13 protein-coding genes are annotated in these 16,454 nt (G+C 53.7%); 9 read left to right on the top strand and 4 right to left on the bottom strand.

Translation table 11 applies throughout. The features are described from left to right. Positions 1–128 precede the first annotated feature (128 nt). Positions 129–971, bottom strand: coding sequence for a hypothetical protein (locus TRESADRAFT_RS14140; protein ID WP_141607445.1), 843 nt, complete (start codon positions 969–971; stop codon positions 129–131). 125 nt (positions 972–1,096) lie between these two features. Beyond that, entirely contained in the window at positions 1,097–1,576 is a 480-nt protein-coding gene (locus TRESADRAFT_RS14135; RefSeq protein WP_002706587.1) for a hypothetical protein, read from the bottom strand. A gap of 124 nt (positions 1,577–1,700) precedes the next feature. Between TRESADRAFT_RS14135 and TRESADRAFT_RS14130 the strand changes: the two genes are divergently transcribed. Together TRESADRAFT_RS14130 and TRESADRAFT_RS14125 are read left to right on the top strand one after the other, a co-directional pair. Beyond that, positions 1,701–2,429: a FliG C-terminal domain-containing protein gene (locus tag TRESADRAFT_RS14130; protein ID WP_002706586.1), complete on the top strand. Its 729-nt coding sequence runs from the start codon at positions 1,701–1,703 to the stop codon at positions 2,427–2,429. Then, positions 2,426–3,991 carry a PcfJ domain-containing protein gene (locus tag TRESADRAFT_RS14125; RefSeq protein ID WP_002706585.1) on the top strand — a complete coding sequence of 522 codons (1,566 nt, stop codon included), beginning with the start codon at positions 2,426–2,428 and terminating at the stop codon, positions 3,989–3,991. Before TRESADRAFT_RS14130 ends, TRESADRAFT_RS14125 begins: the two co-directional genes overlap by 4 nt. 13 nt (positions 3,992–4,004) lie before the next feature. On the opposite strand, the gene TRESADRAFT_RS14120 is transcribed toward TRESADRAFT_RS14125, so the two are convergent. Beyond that, on the bottom strand, positions 4,005–7,388 hold the full coding sequence (locus TRESADRAFT_RS14120) for an MORN repeat-containing protein (RefSeq protein ID WP_002706584.1): 3,384 nt from the start codon (positions 7,386–7,388) through the stop codon (positions 4,005–4,007). A gap of 299 nt (positions 7,389–7,687) precedes the next feature. Further along, positions 7,688–7,933, bottom strand: a complete 246-nt coding sequence (locus TRESADRAFT_RS14115) for a hypothetical protein (RefSeq protein WP_002706583.1) — start codon at positions 7,931–7,933, stop codon at positions 7,688–7,690. 499 nt (positions 7,934–8,432) lie between these two features. Here TRESADRAFT_RS14115 and TRESADRAFT_RS14110 point away from each other — a divergent pair, with 499 nt between their 5' ends. The 7 genes from TRESADRAFT_RS14110 to TRESADRAFT_RS14075 all read left to right on the top strand — a co-directional run bounded on the left by TRESADRAFT_RS14110 (position 8,433) and on the right by TRESADRAFT_RS14075 (position 16,414). Further along, positions 8,433–10,520, top strand: coding sequence for a methyl-accepting chemotaxis protein (locus TRESADRAFT_RS14110; protein ID WP_002706582.1), 2,088 nt, complete (start codon positions 8,433–8,435; stop codon positions 10,518–10,520). A 312-nt stretch (positions 10,521–10,832) separates the two neighbouring features. Continuing rightward, positions 10,833–12,194 (top strand): MATE family efflux transporter, encoded by a 1,362-nt coding sequence (locus tag TRESADRAFT_RS14105; protein WP_002706581.1) that lies wholly within the window; start codon positions 10,833–10,835, stop codon positions 12,192–12,194. Next, a complete protein-coding gene (cobJ, locus tag TRESADRAFT_RS14100) occupies positions 12,191–12,958 on the top strand; it encodes a precorrin-3B C(17)-methyltransferase (protein ID WP_002706580.1) in 768 nt (255 codons plus the stop codon). The genes TRESADRAFT_RS14105 and cobJ overlap by 4 nt, the downstream gene beginning before the upstream one ends. Then, on the top strand, positions 12,951–13,769 hold the full coding sequence (cobK, locus tag TRESADRAFT_RS14095) for a precorrin-6A reductase (RefSeq protein WP_002706579.1): 819 nt from the start codon (positions 12,951–12,953) through the stop codon (positions 13,767–13,769). Before cobJ ends, cobK begins: the two co-directional genes overlap by 8 nt. 54 nt (positions 13,770–13,823) lie before the next feature. Next, positions 13,824–14,576: a precorrin-4 C(11)-methyltransferase gene (gene cobM, locus TRESADRAFT_RS14090; RefSeq protein WP_002706577.1), complete on the top strand. Its 753-nt coding sequence runs from the start codon at positions 13,824–13,826 to the stop codon at positions 14,574–14,576. Beyond that, complete coding sequence (locus TRESADRAFT_RS14085; protein ID WP_002706575.1) at positions 14,573–15,613, top strand: cobalt-precorrin 5A hydrolase; 1,041 nt, start codon at positions 14,573–14,575, stop codon at positions 15,611–15,613. Before cobM ends, TRESADRAFT_RS14085 begins: the two co-directional genes overlap by 4 nt. Before the next feature lie 354 nt (positions 15,614–15,967). Then, a complete protein-coding gene (locus TRESADRAFT_RS14075; RefSeq protein WP_002706574.1) occupies positions 15,968–16,414 on the top strand; it encodes an Hsp20/alpha crystallin family protein in 447 nt (148 codons plus the stop codon). The last annotated feature ends 40 nt before the right edge of the window (positions 16,415–16,454 follow it).

Here is a 16,454-nt window from a genome sequence, read left to right as displayed (position 1 = left end):
ACGTTTTCCGCTGCGCCCAAGCCACCGATTTTCGGCGCTAAATAAGCAAACAAAACAGCCGGAGTCGCGGCACGGCTCCGGCTGTGTATTATGGGCACGCTATAAACTGTAGTTCAGTTTGCAGTCGGTTACTCAGCAGGTGTTACTGCGATTTTCTTTACATCCAATCCGCCTGTTCCGCTTGAACCTTTCTTCGCACCGTTACGGCTGAATACGAGGTAAACAGAGCCTGCTGCACTAACGGAACCAGTTACTGATACATCTTTTGAGCTTGCAGTAACTTCATCAGAAGCAACTGTTCCAAGAAGTTTTCCGTCTTTGTCTACGAAAGCAGCCTTGAATGGACCACCTGTTGGATTGTCAGATTCATTTGCACCTTTGAAATCGACAGTTGCAGATACTGTACCAGCTCCGTCAACTGAAATCTCCACATAGCGGTCAACAGTTGAGAGGTCAACGCCGCTTGACAAGTCACCGTCTGCCAAACCACCGTTGTAGTTGAGGGCAGTCGCTGCATTTGCAATTTCTTCTGTCAAAGATGCACCTGCAGCATGTGTTGAGCGGAATCGAAGAGTTCCTACTTTTGAACCTTTCCAATGAAGAATAGCACCGTTAGAAAGTGTTTTTGTAGTTGCTGTTGATGCAATCGGCGAGCCGATAACATCTTTCGAAGCCATATCCCAGCCCTCTACATCTGCGAGAACGATACCGTTTTCTCCGCCTGCGAAGTTGTATGTCTTTGCCGTAGCCTTTGTCTGCTCTGTAGCAGGCGATGCCGTACCGCTACCATTGTTGTCAGTACCGCTGCCATTGTTGTCAGCATCGCTGTACTGAGTCCCCTGGTTCTGTGACGAGCTGCCGTCGTCGTCGCTCGAATCGGAGCACGAAACGAGACCAAAAGACAAGAGAAGCGAGAACGCGCCACCAATAAGCGCCATCCTCGCGATTTTCCCAGAAGCTGTTTTTTTCATTTTTTCCCCCTTAGTTACCTGGAACTTTTTGTATAACAGAAGTATCCTATGGACGGAAAAAACATAAATTAACAATTTTTGTACTTTTACGATGTTTTTGAAAAATTTTTCACAACCACGGCGCATCACGAGGCGCGCGGCGGGCGGAAGAAACGCTCCATCATGCCCAGAAGCTTGTTGCAGAATTCCATTCCGTAGACTTTCGAGACGAACATCCCCACGTCGCTGCGGAACGAAATCGATTTGTCGCGCAGGATTTCCGCGTTGTCGCCCTCGCCCACAAAATTGAGGTAATTGAGCGCGATTCCCGATTTTCCGCACATCTCCACAAAACGACGCGAGGAATCGGCGCTGCGCCTTTTGTTCACGATTATCGCAAAGAAATACTTCGAGGAAAGAGTCGCCTTCGAAAGGAATTCGCGCAGGGATTCCGGAAAATCGTTGTCCTCGCACGGAATGATGAATCCGATTTGGTCGTCGGCGTAGATAAGGTTCAGGTTCTCCACTGCGCGCTCAAGCGGCTCGAAGTTCACGCCGTCAAAAAACTCAAAAGAGCGCTTGATTTTTCCGCAAATCCCGCATTTTGAAAGATAAAATACCGTCATTTTTCCCACCAAGAAGGAAATTATAAATGCGAATCTCCTTTTTTCAAGCAAATTTTTGACGAACCTGAAATCAGTGCTATCATAAAAAAAACTGTCGGCAAAACGCAGGGGAGTATGTACTATCATGACGGAAAACGAAATTTACGAAAGCGCAATGGCGAAATTCAAGGCGGAAAGCGAAAAGATGATTTCGCTAATCGAAGATTACATCACGGGAGAGAAATTCATCGACGAGATTGCCATGCTCCTCATCTACGCGGGCGATGAAAAATCGCGCGGCATCCTTCAAAAAGTTCCCGCGGATTTTGCGGAAAAAATAAAAACGCGCGTCGATGAATTCTCAAAAAGCGGAAGCGCGCTCAAAAACGATTCACCAAAAGTCCTGTCGTCGGTCGGGAGCACGATGCGTAAGCTAGGATTTTATGGAGAGGATTCCGTAAAAGGGCTGATTGACTCGCTGACGCTGGCCGAGGAAACATGCATGAACCACAAAATCGACGATTTTTTTGCGGTAAATCCACTTCTTGCGATGAACGCCGAGGAAAACTTTTTCGAATTCCGCGACATCTTGCTTCTCGACGACCGTTCCATTCAGAAAGTGCTCCGCGAGACGGAGTCGACTGACCTTGCGATAGCGCTCAAAAGCACAGACGAGGAAGTTCAGGACAAAATCTACAAGAACATGAGCCGCCGCGCCGCCGCACTGCTCAAGGAGGATATAGAATTCATGGGGCCGGTGCGGCTCAGCGACGTTGATGAAATGCAGTCGAAAATCGTCGCGATAATCCGGAAACTCGAGAGGAACGGCGAAATCATCATCGCGCGAACGCAGCTCCGGGAGACAGTCGTATGACGCAGATAGATTTTTTCTACAGAGAATTCGGCACGGACCGGTTCATCCACGAAAACGCGGCAATCGGAAAGGAAATCGTCCGCGTCGTCCCGAAAAGCAAATACGCCGCCGCGGACATGTTTTTTTCAAGCCGGGAAAAGCGCTGGAAAAATCTTTCGGAATTTCAGGGTCCGGGCGAAAAAAATGATTCCGCGATTTTTTTTGAGTACGCCGAGCGCCCCGCGTGCATTCCCGCTCTTGACATGCGGCAGAGAGACAAGGACGCGAAATACATCGAAGACTACACGGCCGCGGAGATGGAATTGTACCTCGAATACAGGGCGGAAGAGGCGCGGAGCAGATTCGCGGAATCGAACGCGCTCGACGGGAACAAAATCCCGAAGAACATTTTCGCATACGAGATTTCCACGGACACGGATTCGCTCGCCGTCGGGATAAAGGCGCGGGAATTTGTTCCGGTCGAAAAACCCGTGGAGAGGCAAACGTGCGACGAGACCGAGGAAACCCCGGAAATACGGTACGACATCAGAAACGGGAAAATATTCGAGACGATTGAGAAATTCGACATTCCCGAGGAAATCGCCTCGTTCGCGCTCGGAAAACTGCTCGAAGTCGCGTCGCTTTTTACGGGAAAGAACATAACGGCACAAAAGGGAAGCTCAAGCGAGGAAACGCTTTTGATGATGGACTACATCACGAACATCCCGCTCGAGCCGAACCTGTTCCCTGTCGTCAACGACGAATATGCCGCCCCGCTGAAATTCAAAATCGACCGCACGAACAGCCGCATTTTCGGCGATTTCTGCAAAAAAGCGGGAATCAAAAACCACCGGATGCTCAGAAAATCGTATATCGAGCGCCCCGCCGCGCTTCTGACGTACATGCGCGTAAAAAGCTGCGGCTTCAGGGACGTGAACATCTTCAACCGCGTCCTTTCCGAGCGGAATTTGTACACGCTGTTCGACGAAAACTGCCGGAGAACCACCGACCAGAATCTCGTCTTTTTTTGCAGGAAGTGCATAAAGGCGCGCGGTGAGACGTGCACGCTGAACCTGCTTTCAAAAACGACAACGGGCATCTACGGCGCGCATACCGACTTTGCTTTTGCCGACGGAATCGCCATGTTCCGCGCGTATTTCAAAAAAATCCCGCAGTTTCTCCGCGCGGAAATATACCGCGAGGGATTCACGCCCACCATCCACGACGCGCTTTCCGAAATTTCCTACAAATGCGAGAACGAGAACAAAAAATTCACCTACACGAAGAAACAGCGCTCGCTTGAGGACGACATCGACGGGTTTTCGTTCCGCCTGCCAACGGATTCGTCCAAGCTCTGCGACATCGGCATGAAAATGCACAACTGCGTGGCATCGTACACGGACAGCGTTCTGTACGGGAAATGCACAATCGTCTATGCCGAAAAAAAGGGCGAATACCGGATTTGCATCGAGATTTGCGGCACCGAGGCGAAACAGGAGCTCGCGCCACGGAACGGGGAACCGGGCGACGAGGAGAAAAACGCGCTCAAAAAATGGCACGAGCGCCACGGGATAAAGGAATAGCGCCGAGCCGCAATCACAGCGAGCCGAAGCACCGCTCGAAAATCTGCATGAATTCCTCGAACGATTCCTTTGTCAGCGCAGTCGAGGCGTACGTGCGGACGTTTTCGAGAAGCGATTTCGCGCCGTCGCTCGAATCGATGACTTTCGCAAGCCCGTCGTGGAATTTTCCGCTGTTCATCTTGTCGAAGTGCGTCCCGCCGTTTTTGAACGCGACCGTCTTCGTGTCCTGGACAAGCTCCGTCAGCGCGAGCGAAATCGCCGGGCCGTCCTTCCCCCACTTCGTGTTCGTGAGGAAATCGACGTAGTTTTTCGTCATCAGCCATTCGTGGACGCCGCCGCCACCGCGTATCGCGTGGTTCACGGTTTTCTTGATTTCCGGAACGGCCATCAGCTCCTGCACGCGCCGGGAATCGCCGTCGGCAACGCGGATGAAGAATTCCTGGAATCCCTCGCCGAGCGTCTTCGAGCCTGTTTTCGAGCGAATCATCGCGCGCAGATTCACTTTCGGGTCTTTCAGAATCCACGCCATGTCGCGGTCGGAAAGCTTTATCGCGCCTTTTTTCCTGAACGATGCCACGCGCGACTCAATCCGCCCCAGATTTATTTTCGAAAGCGACGCGGAGCGGATTCGCCTGATTGACGCGGAATCGGGAAGTTTTCCGCCGAGCTTCTTTATCGCGAGAAGCCCCTCTTTTCCGTTCTGCGAAAGATATTTGAGCGTCCTGTTCAGCTCGTCGGGATTCTTCCCCGTTTTTCTGATTACGTCGAGGAATTCGTCGCCGTCGCGGATGAGCAGTTCCGCAAAAATCTTCCTGTTTTCCTTTCCCGCTTTTTTCGCAAACACGAAAATCTCGTCGCCCCATTTTGAGTATGCCCGGAAGAATTCCGCCGATTTTCCGCCGAATTCCGAGACGAGCTTGAGACCGGAACGCCCCTGTTTTGCGGCAATCGCGCAGATTTCGTCGATGTGCCCCATGTTTTTCGAGAACACGTCGAGCGCGCTTTCCCCGTTCGCGAAAACCGCCTTGAGAGCGCGCTCCCCGCCCTTTTTCGCGACTTTGAGCGTCATGTCCCCGCCTTTCGTCAGCGCGAAAACAGCGTTGTCGCCGTATTTGAACAGCATCCGCGCCGCGTCGTCGCCGTACTGCTTCACGAGGGTGCGCCCGACTTTTCCGTACGCGATTTCGACCGTACCGCGGACGAGCTTGTCGCCCACTTTCGCGCTCCTCGCAACTTCCGCGACGACGCCCGAATTCTTTATCGCCTGCTGGATTCCCGGATAGATTTCCGCGGCTTTTTTCGCCGCCCGGCTTGCGCGCACCGCCTTGAACGCCGCCGACCCGAACGTGAGCGCAACATCGGCCGCATTCCACGCCTGCTCCTTGAAATATTCCTTCCGAAGGCGCGCGACTTCCTTTTCGTCGCCGAGCGCGCGGGCATTTTCCGTATCGCGCACCATGACACCCGTCCCGACGATTATGTTCAGCCCGGAAATCGAAGCGTTCGCGATGTCCGCGATTTTCGATACCGCAAGCGCGACACCCGCAACAGGCGGGCACGGAACCATCGTCACGGCAGCGACGATATCGCCACCAATCGAGATTCCCGCGAGGACAAGCTGCGTCGTCGATGTGACGCGCTTTATCGTCTGCTCGTGCGCCTTGTAAAAATCATACGCCTTGTCCGCCGCGGTTTTCGCGCCCTTTCTCTTCCACACGCCGTCGGAAGTCGGCTTTCCGTCCTCAAGCGTCCCGATGAATTCGTCGCCGTTCGGAAAAAGAAGGCTTCCCCTGCACGGAAGGACGTTCCCGCTCCAAATCGAGGAAGTGAGGATTACGAATTCGTCGCCCTCGGGAATGTAGAGCGCGCCCGTGCCCATCATCACGCCGTCGAGGAACTGCCCGTCGTAGAAAGAGCCGTCGGTGAAGAAGAATTTTCCCGTTCCCTCGATTCTGTCTTCCTTGAATTCGCCCTCGTATGAATTTCCGTCGGCAAAATAATACGCGCCCACGCCGCTTTTGAGGTTGTCCTTGAATTCGCCTTCGTACCTGTCGCCGGAAGCGTAGCGGAAAACGCCGTTCCCATCGTACTTTCCGTCGAAGAATTCGCCCGCATACGAATCGCCGTTCGCAAGGTACAGCTCGCCCTCGCCGTTCTGCAGGTCGTCGACCCACTCGCCGAAATACGCGCCGCCGTCAGCCCAATAGTATTCGCCGTATCCTTCCTGCCTGGAATCGACCCAGTTTCCGTCGTAATAATCGCCGTTCGGGTAGACCATAAGTCCCTGCCCGTTGAGCATGTCGTCCTTGAATTCGCCGTCAAAATGCGCGCCGCCCATCGACAGCGAGCCGAACCCGTTTTTCTGCCCGTCCTTCCATTCGCCGCGGTACCGGTAGTCGCCCGCATTGAGCACGCCCTGCCCGCTGAACGAATTGTTCTCCCAATTTCCCGAATAAAACCATTTGTCGCCGAAAAACGCCTCGCCGAATCCCGTGCATTTGTCGTCGAGCCATTCTCCGGCATACGAAACGCCGTCCGCGGACGTGAACGTCCCGAAGCCGTTCCTTTTGTTCGACTCGACCTCGCCCTCGTAAACGTCGCCCGTCGAATAGAGGACGGTTCCCTCGTCTTTCGGGTCGAATTTTTCGTCGAGCGCGCCGCGCCACACGACGCCGCCCGTATAAGTCACCGTGCAGTCCGAAAGTTTTGGAACGCCGTTCTTGAATTCGACCTCGCGGACGATTCCCCTGCCGCTGATTTTGAACGCGCCGTTCTTCACGTCCTTCTTGAATTTTCCCGAAACGGAAAGCCCGTCCTGAAATTCAGTTCCCGCGCCGTCCCTTTTTCCCGACTTGAAATTGCCCATGTAGACAATCTCTCCGCCTTCGTACAGCTCGCCCTGCCCGTCGTAATATCCGTTTTTGAATCCGCCGCGATAGACAATCGAAAGGTTCCCGCCGGTACGGAAATAGCGCGCCGCAAATCCGTCCACGCGCCCTTTCCGGAAATCGCCCAGATAGACGTTCCCGTTCGACTTTATGAGGATTCCCCTGCCGTCGGGGATTTTTCCGCTTCCCTCGCCGCGCCCCTCGCCCGCGTAGAAATCGCCGCTGAACGAAAGGTCGTGGAAATCCTCGGCACGCGCGCCGCACGTGAATTTTGCGAGGACGGCGCTTCCACCGGAAAACGACAGGACGCCCGCCCCGTCGGCGAATCCCTCCACGGACGAGCCGGACCACGAAAAATCGCGCTCGTCATCGCTCCAGATGTAGGCAGAACCGTCCTCCGACGCGCGCCATGCAAATTCCCCGCCGAAAGAGACGCGCGCGGAAAAAACGAAAACGACAAAAGCGACCGCCCGGAAAAAAACTGCGCGCAAAGAAAACCGTGAAACCATTTTTTCTATTATGCTCCGTTCAAAAATGTATCGTGAATAATAGACCTGTTCGACAACTTCGTTATCGCTCAAGTCAACGAGCTCAAAAACGTGCCGACAGCACTTTTTTGAACATCGCATTTTAAGGGAATCCGTTCTGAAACTGAAGTTTCCGAACAAGTTTTATACATGCTAACGGCTCTGTCAGTAAAATACGGGCGATTTATTTTTGGTCATGCTGAACGTGATTTCCGCGAAATCCGTTCGGAATGGCACCAGAAACCATGCCTCCACCGAAAATGCGGGCAGAGCGGAAAAATCTACTTTCCGATTTTCACGTTGCTCGCGGAATCGTTCCCCGCATTCTCGTTCGCCTGCTCGAATTCGTCGCCCACATACACATCGTTGAATTTCGTCTCGCGCGAGCCGCCCCAATCGACGCTGCTCGCCCCCAGCTTCTGTACCGGCGCCGCGTCCCTGTCCTCCGACGACTTGTACTTCGCGCACGCCCCCGCCATCATCCCCACCGCAACAACAAAACAAAAAACGCCAAAAATACGAATCATCTTGCACCTCATCCCCCCATTATAAACCAAAAACCCCCGCCTCTCGCAAAGCCAAACGCGCGTAAACCAAAGCGTCCCCGCACGAAAAAAAAACTCAACCACATTCCAAACACGCCCACAAACAAAAGCATCACCCACAAACCAACAAAGGCGCACTCCCCGCCCCACAGGGAGCTGCGTGCTCACGCTCCAAACCGCAATGACAAACGCGCGTAAACCAAAGCGTCCCCGCACGCAAAAAAAACTCAACCACATTCCAAACACGCCACCAACAAAAACATCACCCACCAACCCCACCAAGGCGCACTCCCCGCCCCGCGGGGAGCTGCGTGCGCACGCTCCAAAAAGCAATGACAAACGCGCGCCAACCAAAGCGTGCGCAAGTTGCAGTCACTCTTAATCGATATTAAAATAACGAATGTTCATTTCGGAACGAAAAAGCAAACCATCCGAGGCCTGCATAAATCGGATGGCTCTACATCAACGAGGAGTCTGCAATATGAAATTGAAAAGCTTGAAATCGAAACTTATTTTACTATTATTTGGCATCATCTTAATCTCCAACGGGATTCTCGGATTTATTGCCTACTCTATGTCAAAAATGGCTTTGGAAGATTCTGTCGAGCAAGTCGTAACCGCAACAGCAGAAAAAGTCGCGGTCGCAATAAAAGAATCGATTAATACGGAATTCAGAATGCTTGAGGCGATGGCTGAAAACCCCGCGCTCAGCAGAGATGACATTTCGCTTGATGAAAAATGCACCACCGTCCGAAGCGCGACAAAAATCGACTCGATTTATGAGAACATCGCGTTCTACGACAAAAACGGGAACACGGTGATGGACAGCGGTGAACTGTTGAATTTTGCAGACCGCGAATACTTCAAAAGCGCGATGAGCGGATCGCATTATCTGTCAGACCCCACAATCAGCCCGCTCAACGGAAAGCTCCTCGTGTTCTTCGCCGTTCCGGTAAAGGAAAAAAACACGAATCAAGTCATCGGCGTGCTTGTCGCGGTCGCTTACGGCGAAAAATTCTCGAACATTTGCCAGGAAATCACAATCGGTGCGGAAAGCCATCCGACTGTCATCAACATGAAAACAGGAAAAACGGTTGCGGACGCGAAAATAAAATACGTTCAGAATGGGCAAGTTCTGAAAGACACAACGCAGGGCGCGATGAAGGAAGCTATTATCGCCACGATGTCCGGATTCAAGGCGTACAAAATCTTCCACGAGCCGAGGCGCAACAAAATGATGGTCGCATCGTATATGCCTGTCGGCGGGAAATGCGATTGGGCGGTGTTCTGCATGGCGCCGCACGACGAATTCTTCGGAATCATAACGCGCATGACATCGTCGATGGGACTTTCGCTCGTCCTCATCCTTATCGTCGCGGCAATTCTCTGCACCGCCCTCATATCGTACAACCTCAAGCCGCTCAAGTTCCTCGAAAGTTCGATAACGGAAATAGCGAGCGGGAACGCCGATTTGACGAAGCGAATCAAGGTCACGACGAACGACGAAATCGGAAACGTCGTGAAGGGATTCAACAGCTTCACGGAAAAACTTCAGTCGATAATCGCGAACCTGAAATCATCGAATTCGACGCTCGGTTCCGTTGGCGAGGACATGACAGCGAGCGTCAGCGACACCGCCACATCGATAACGCAGATAATCGCGAACATCGATTCAATGCGCAGGCAAATTGACGGCCAGAACCAGTCAGTGAACCAGACGGCAGGCGCAGTGAACGAAATCGCATCGAACATAGAGTCGCTCGAGCACATGATTGAGTCGCAGTCGCGCGGCGTTTCCGAGGCGTCCGCGGCTGTCGAGGAAATGATTGGGAACATCTCTTCCGTGAACCAGTCGGTTGACAAAATGGCGCGCTCATTCAGCGAGCTCCGCTCGAACGCGCAATCAGGAATTGAAAAGCAGCGCGCGGTAAACGAGCGCGTCGACCAGATTGAGAACCAGTCGCAGATGCTTCAGGAAGCGAATGCGGCTATTTCGAGCATCGCAGAGCAGACGAACCTTCTGGCGATGAACGCGGCAATCGAAGCGGCTCACGCGGGCGAGGCGGGAAAAGGATTCGCTGTCGTCGCGGACGAAATCAGGAAACTTTCGGAAACATCGACCGTCCAGTCGAAGACAATCGGCGACCAGCTGACGAACATCAAGGATTCGATAAACGAAGTCGTCGCGGCATCTTCTGAAGCGAGCGTCGCGTTCGAGGCAGTCTCGAAAAAGCTTGCGGAGACGGACGCGCTCGTCATGCAGATAAAGTCGGCGATGGAGGAGCAGAACGAAGGCTCGAAGCAGATAACGGATACGCTCCACACGATGAACGACAGCACTGTTGAAGTCAGGAACGCGTCCGGCGAGATGGCGGAAGGCAACAAGCTCATCCTGCGGGAAGTCCAGTCGCTGCAGAACGCGACGATGACGATGACGCAGGGAATGGACGAGATGTCCGTCGGCGCGCGGAAGATAAATGAGACGGGAAGCGCGCTCAACGGAATCGCGACAAAAATGAGCGATTCGATTACGGAAATCGGCTCGCAGATAAACCAGTTCCAAGTATAAGAGACCTGTTCTGAAAATTAGGGTTCCGAACAGGTTTAATGCCGAACGATTTTCGTAAGAAAGTTTGTTTCTGCATATCTTGATTACAGATTCTGAAGCAGGCATTCTTTCTAAAGCCGTTCAGAATGACACTTTTCAAGTTAATCGATTAAAACGAAACTCCGGGAGATTTTCCCGGAGTTTTTTTTCTCACCGCGCAAAACGAAGACGATGAACGCGGACGACTTTTCCGAATCCGCTCGTTATGCCATTATTAAACCTGCTCGGAATTTTCGCTTTCCGAACAGCTCTATTGAAACGGGGTATTTTTCCATGAAGAATTTCAAGTCGTTCATACATCCGGATTTGACCGGCGGGCCGATATTGCCGGCTCTCATCAGTTTTGCGTTTCCGCTCATTGTCTCGCTTGCGTTCCAGCAGCTCTACAACGCCGTCGATGCGATAATCGTCGGGCATTATCTTGCGGAAGACTCGCTCGCGGCAATCGGCTCAAGCGCGGTGCTGTTCGAGCTGCTCGTCGGGTTCGGGAACGGGTTCGGGAACGGGCTTTCGATTGTGGCGGCGCGGGCGTTCGGTTCGGGGAACAGGGACTCATTGAAGAAAGTCGTCGCGATGTCGCTCATGCTCACCGCACTTGTCACCGTCATCGTCACGGCGGTTTCGCGATTCTGCCTTATGCCCGCGCTCGACGTTCTCGGAACGCCCGCCGAAATAAAGGAAGAGTCGTTCTCATACATAAACACGGTCACGATGTTCGCCGTCGTCATGTTCGCGTTCAACCTTCTTTCGGGACTTCTGCGCGCGACGGGCGATTCGTTCTCCCCGCTCGTGTTTCTCGTAATCGCATCAATCCTGAACATCGCGCTCGACCTTCTCTTCATCACGAAGCTCGATATGGGCGTCCGCGGCGCCGCAGTCGCGACGGTCGTCGCACAGGGAGTTTCGGCGATTTTGTGCGCCGTGTTCATCGCGACGAAGGCGAGAATCATCATTCCGGCGGCGCGGCATTTTTCGGCGGAAAGAAAAACAGTGAGCGAACTTTTGGGGCAGGGAATTTCGATGGCGCTGATGGGCTCGCTCGTCAGCTCGGGAACGGTCGTTTTGCAGTCGGCAATAAATTCGTTCGGAACGATGGTAATCGCGGGGCACCTCGCATCGAGGAAGATTTTCTCAATCGTGAACATCCCGCTCATTTCGCTCGGAACGGCGTCTTCTACATTCGTCTCGCAGAATCTCGGCGCGGGAAAACCCGACAGAATACGGGCGGGAATAAAGCTTTCGATAACGATGGCGGTAATCTGGGCCGTTTTCCTGATTGCGACGATGAAATTCACCGTGCGCCCGCTCCTTTCGTTCATCTCCGGCTCGGCAAACGAGACGCTCCTCGAATACGGGACGAACTACCTCTATTTCTGCATCCCGTTCTTTCTCATTTTGGGCGGGCTTTTCGTCTCGCGGAATTCGCTCCAGGGGCTTGGAAGCAAAATCCTCCCGCTCATATCGAGCGTCATCGAGCTTTTGGGGAAAATTCTCTTCACCGCGCTGATTGTTCCAAAGCTCGGAACGTGGGGAATCATCATCTGCGAGCCGCTCATCTGGTGCGTCATGTTCGCGCAGCTGATTTTCGTGCTCCTGCGCCATCCGGCGATGAGGGAGGGAAAAATCAGAAAATGAAATGCGGAAAACTCGTAATCGCGGGAATCGGGCCGGGAAGTTTTGGCGGGATGACGCTTGACGCGAAAGCGGCAGTCGAACGCGCAGAGATAATCGTCGGCTACACAAAATATATCGAGCTTGTCAGAACTGCTTTTCCCGAAATCGACGGCGAAAAATTCCTCTCCACAGGAATGATGAGGGAGGAGGAGCGGTGCACAATCGCGCTTGAGGAGGCGTCGCGCGGAAAAGAAGTCGTGCTCGTCTGCTCAGGGGATTCGTGCATTTACGGGATGGCAAGCCTAGCCCTTGCGCTTTCAGAGCCGTTTCCGCTCGTCGAGATTGAGATTGTCCCCGGCGTCACGGCGGCAGTTTCCGGCGGCGCGATTCTCGGCTCGCCGCTGACTGCCGATTTTGCCGTCATATCGCTTTCCAATCTCCTCATCCCGCAGGAAAAAATCGAGAAGCGGCTTCGGGCATCGTCGAAAGGCGATTTTGTCATCGCGCTGTACAACCCAAGAAGCAAAAACAGGCCCGACGTCCTCGCGCGCGCGGCGGAAATCCTGCTTGAGGAGCGCGACGGGAAAACCGTGTGCGGCTTCGTCAGGAACATCGCGCGCGACGGCGAGGAATTCGGTTTCTGCACGCTTTCCGAGCTGGGAAAACTCGACATGGACATGTTCTGCACCGTTTTCGTCGGGAATTCGGAGACGGAACTGATAGAGCGGAACGGGCGGAAATTCATGGTGAATCCGCGCGGATACGGACGGAAAGGAAATGGCTGACACAACCGCGAGTGAAAATCGGGCGAAGATTCTGGTCTTCGCTGGAACGACAGAAGGGCGGATTTTCGCAAAGGAAGCCTCGGAGCATTTTGACGTCACGGTTTCCGTGGCGACGGAATACGGCGGGGAAATCATCCGCGAAAAGAACGGTTCCGTTCCCGTCTCGCAGGGGCGAATGTCGCAAACGCAGATGGAGGAATTCATCTCGCGCGGCTCGTTCCGTTTTGTCGTGGACGCAACGCATCCCTACGCATCCGACGCGACGAAAAACATACGGGGCGCGTGCGACTCGCTCAAAACGCCCTACGCGCGGCTCATCAGGGAAAGCGGGAACATTTCAGCCGAAAAAAGCGGAATCAGGATTTTCAGCTCGATAGAGAAAATCGCGGACGACATCGCCCGGAATTTCCCGACGGGAACTATTTTCGTCTCGACGGGAAGCAAGGAGCTTCTTCCGTTCACCCGCATAGAAAACTGGCGCGAGCGGCTGTTCGTCAGGGTGATTCCGAGCATCGATTCGCTCAAAAAATGCGCCGACGCGGGAATTCCGCCCTCGCGGATAATCGCGATGCAGGGACCGTTCTCGAAAAAAATGAACGAGGCGATGTTCTCCGAAACGAACAGCCGCATCCTCGTGACGAAAATCAGCGGGAAAAACGGCGGATTCGACGAGAAAATCGAGGCGGCGAAAGAACTGAACATGGAAATATTCGCCGTGGAAAAGCCCGGCGAGCGAGAGGGCGCGTTCACGGACAACAGCGCGCTTATCGGGTGGATAAAATCCGTGCTGCTCGAAAATGACGAACGCTGATTCGGCGGGCATACGGGTTCGGTTCGCCCACAAAAAAAGGAGGCGGAGGAAAAAATGATTTATTTTGTCGGAGCCGGGTGCGGCGCGCCCGACTTGATTACGGTGCGCGGCGCGAATCTTCTGAAGGAAGCCGATGTCGTCGTCTGGGCGGGAAGCCTCGTCAATCCCGAGTTGCTGAAAAACTGCGCGGAGAACGCCGAAATTTTCGACAGCGCGCGGATGACGCTCGAAGAGACGACGGAAATTCTCGTGAACGCCGAACGCAACGGAAAAAAATGCGTGCGGCTCCACACCGGCGACCCGAGCATTTTCGGAGCGATACGAGAGCAGATGGACGAGCTGAAAAAACGCGGAATCGGATACGAAATCGTTCCGGGCGTGTCGAGCATGTTCGGCGCGGCGGCGTCATTGAAAGCCGAATTCACGGTGCCGGAACTGACGCAGACGGTCATAATCACGCGGATGGAAGGGCGGACGCCCGTTCCCGAGCGGGAAAAAATCCGCGAGCTTGCAAAACACGGCTCTACGATGGTTCTTTTCCTTTCAAGCTCGATGATTCCGTCCCTCGTCGAAGAGCTTCTGGAAGGCGCATACACGAAAAACACCCCCGCGGCAGTCGTCTACAAGGCAACATGGAGCGACGAGAAAATCGTTCGCGGCACGCTCGGCACCATATCGTCGCTCGCGGCTGCGGAAGGAATCACGAAGACGGCGCTCGTACTCGTCGGCGATTTTCTTGACGGGTCGATTGAGGCAGCAAAAAGCCGCCTTTACGACGCGACGTTCCCGACGGAATTCAGGAAATGAATTTCGCATCGCTTTCGATTGTATCGTTCAGCGCGCGCGGAAGCGCAACGATGGAAAAAATTGCCAAAGCGCTTCCGGAATTCATCTCTGAAGGCGGGGAATTCAGCGCGGAAACGTTCGAATGCTTCGGGGAAAAACACAGAACCCTCGGCGAATTCACTGAGCGCGCGTTCAGCAAAAAAACGAACGGCCGTTCGCTTGTCGTTTTTGTCGGCGCCGTCGGGATTGCCGTCCGCGCAATCGCCCCATTCGTAAAAAAGAAGACGGAAGATCCCGCCGTCGTCTGCGTTGACGAAAAAGCGTCGTTCGCAATCCCGATTCTAAGCGGGCACATCGGCGGCGCGAACGACGCGGCGCGGGCAATCGCAGTCATAACGGGCGCCCTTCCCGTCATAACGACGGCGACGGACATCAACGGTGCGTGGGCAGTCGATTCGTGGGCGGTTGAAAACGGATTCGGAATCGAAAACGCGCGGAACATAAAACTCATCTCGGCAAAAATCCTCGCAAAACTCCCCGTCCGGGCGATAATCGACGACGAGGAATCAACGGAAGCCGAATCGCTCAGGAAAACGCGCGGGCTTGAGCTTTCGTCGCGCGCGGACGGAATCGACGCGCTCTTCTCGACGGCGCAGCGGAAGGCCGTTCTCTTTGACGCGGGAGAAGAGCGGCGGTTCGTCCTCGGAATCGGCTGCAGGAAAGGAACGGATGCCGGCGAGCTTTTGGAATTCGTCCACGAAACGCTTGGAATCCACAAAATAAAGGAAAGCCGCATCGAAAAAATCGCGACAATCGACATAAAAAAGAACGAGCCTGCGATTCTGTCGCTCGCCGAATTGCTCAACGTCCCGCTCATTTTTTTTACGGCGGAGGAGCTCGGCGCGGCACACGGGAATTTCAGCGACTCGGAATTCGTGCGAAAAACGGTCGGCGTCGGAAACGTCTGCGAGCGGAGCGTCGCTTTGTCGGGCGCGTTCCTCGCCGCAAAAAAGAAATCCATGCGCGGAATGACAATCGCAATCGGAATCATCGGCTGACGGAAGTGGGCGCATTCGCCCTAAAACCATCGCGGAACGCGCGCGGACGGGACATTTTTACCCAAATGCGCCCGGACAAACGCGGAAAAATGCGCCCATCTGTTCCAAAAATCGCATTCCAAAAAACAGCCCTTGTTCGAAAACTTCGCCATCGCCCAAGTCGCCGAGTTCAAAATCGCGCCAAAACTGCGTTTTTTCGCTTCACGGGCGCCCTTTTTCGCGCGGCGCATGTTTTTTACGAAAAAAATCCGCGATTTTCAAAAAGTTGGCACACATCATGCTGTTATATAAGGCGTAAGGAAAACAAAACGGTTTCCTACAAAAAAGTTCAACGAATTATCAGGAGGTTTTAGTATGAACGAATTGGCACTTTTCAACAGCTTGTTTGATGATTTTGGTTCCGTGGCGTGCGGATTGCCCTCGGTGAACTTCAAGAAGGTTTTCGCATCCCCGAAAGTTGACGTCAAGGAGACGAAGGATTCCTACACGCTCGAGATGGATCTTCCCGGAAAAACAGAGAAGGATGTGGACATCGAGCTGAACGGCAACGTCCTCACGATTTCTTCTCTTCAGGAAACAAAAGAGGAAAAGAAAGACGAGGAAAAAGAGAACGGCGCGAAGGACGAGACGAAGTGGCTCATCCGCGAGCGCTCTACGGTCGAGTTCAAGAGGAGCTTCACGATTCCCGAGGACGTCGATTACGAGAAACTTTCCGCGGCGGTGAAGAACGGCGTTCTTACGGTGATGATGCCGAGACGCGCAGTCGCACTTCCTAAGAAAATTGCAGTCACCTGCGCCTAAAAGATGAGAAAAGCCCGCGCTTCAAGAGCGCGGGCTTTTT

Source organism: Treponema saccharophilum DSM 2985 (assembly GCF_000255555.1).
Taxonomy (GTDB): Bacteria; Spirochaetota; Spirochaetia; order Treponematales; family Treponemataceae; genus Treponema_D; species Treponema_D saccharophilum.
Note: the sequence above shows the minus strand (reverse complement) of the source record. Positions and strands in the feature narration are given on the sequence as shown.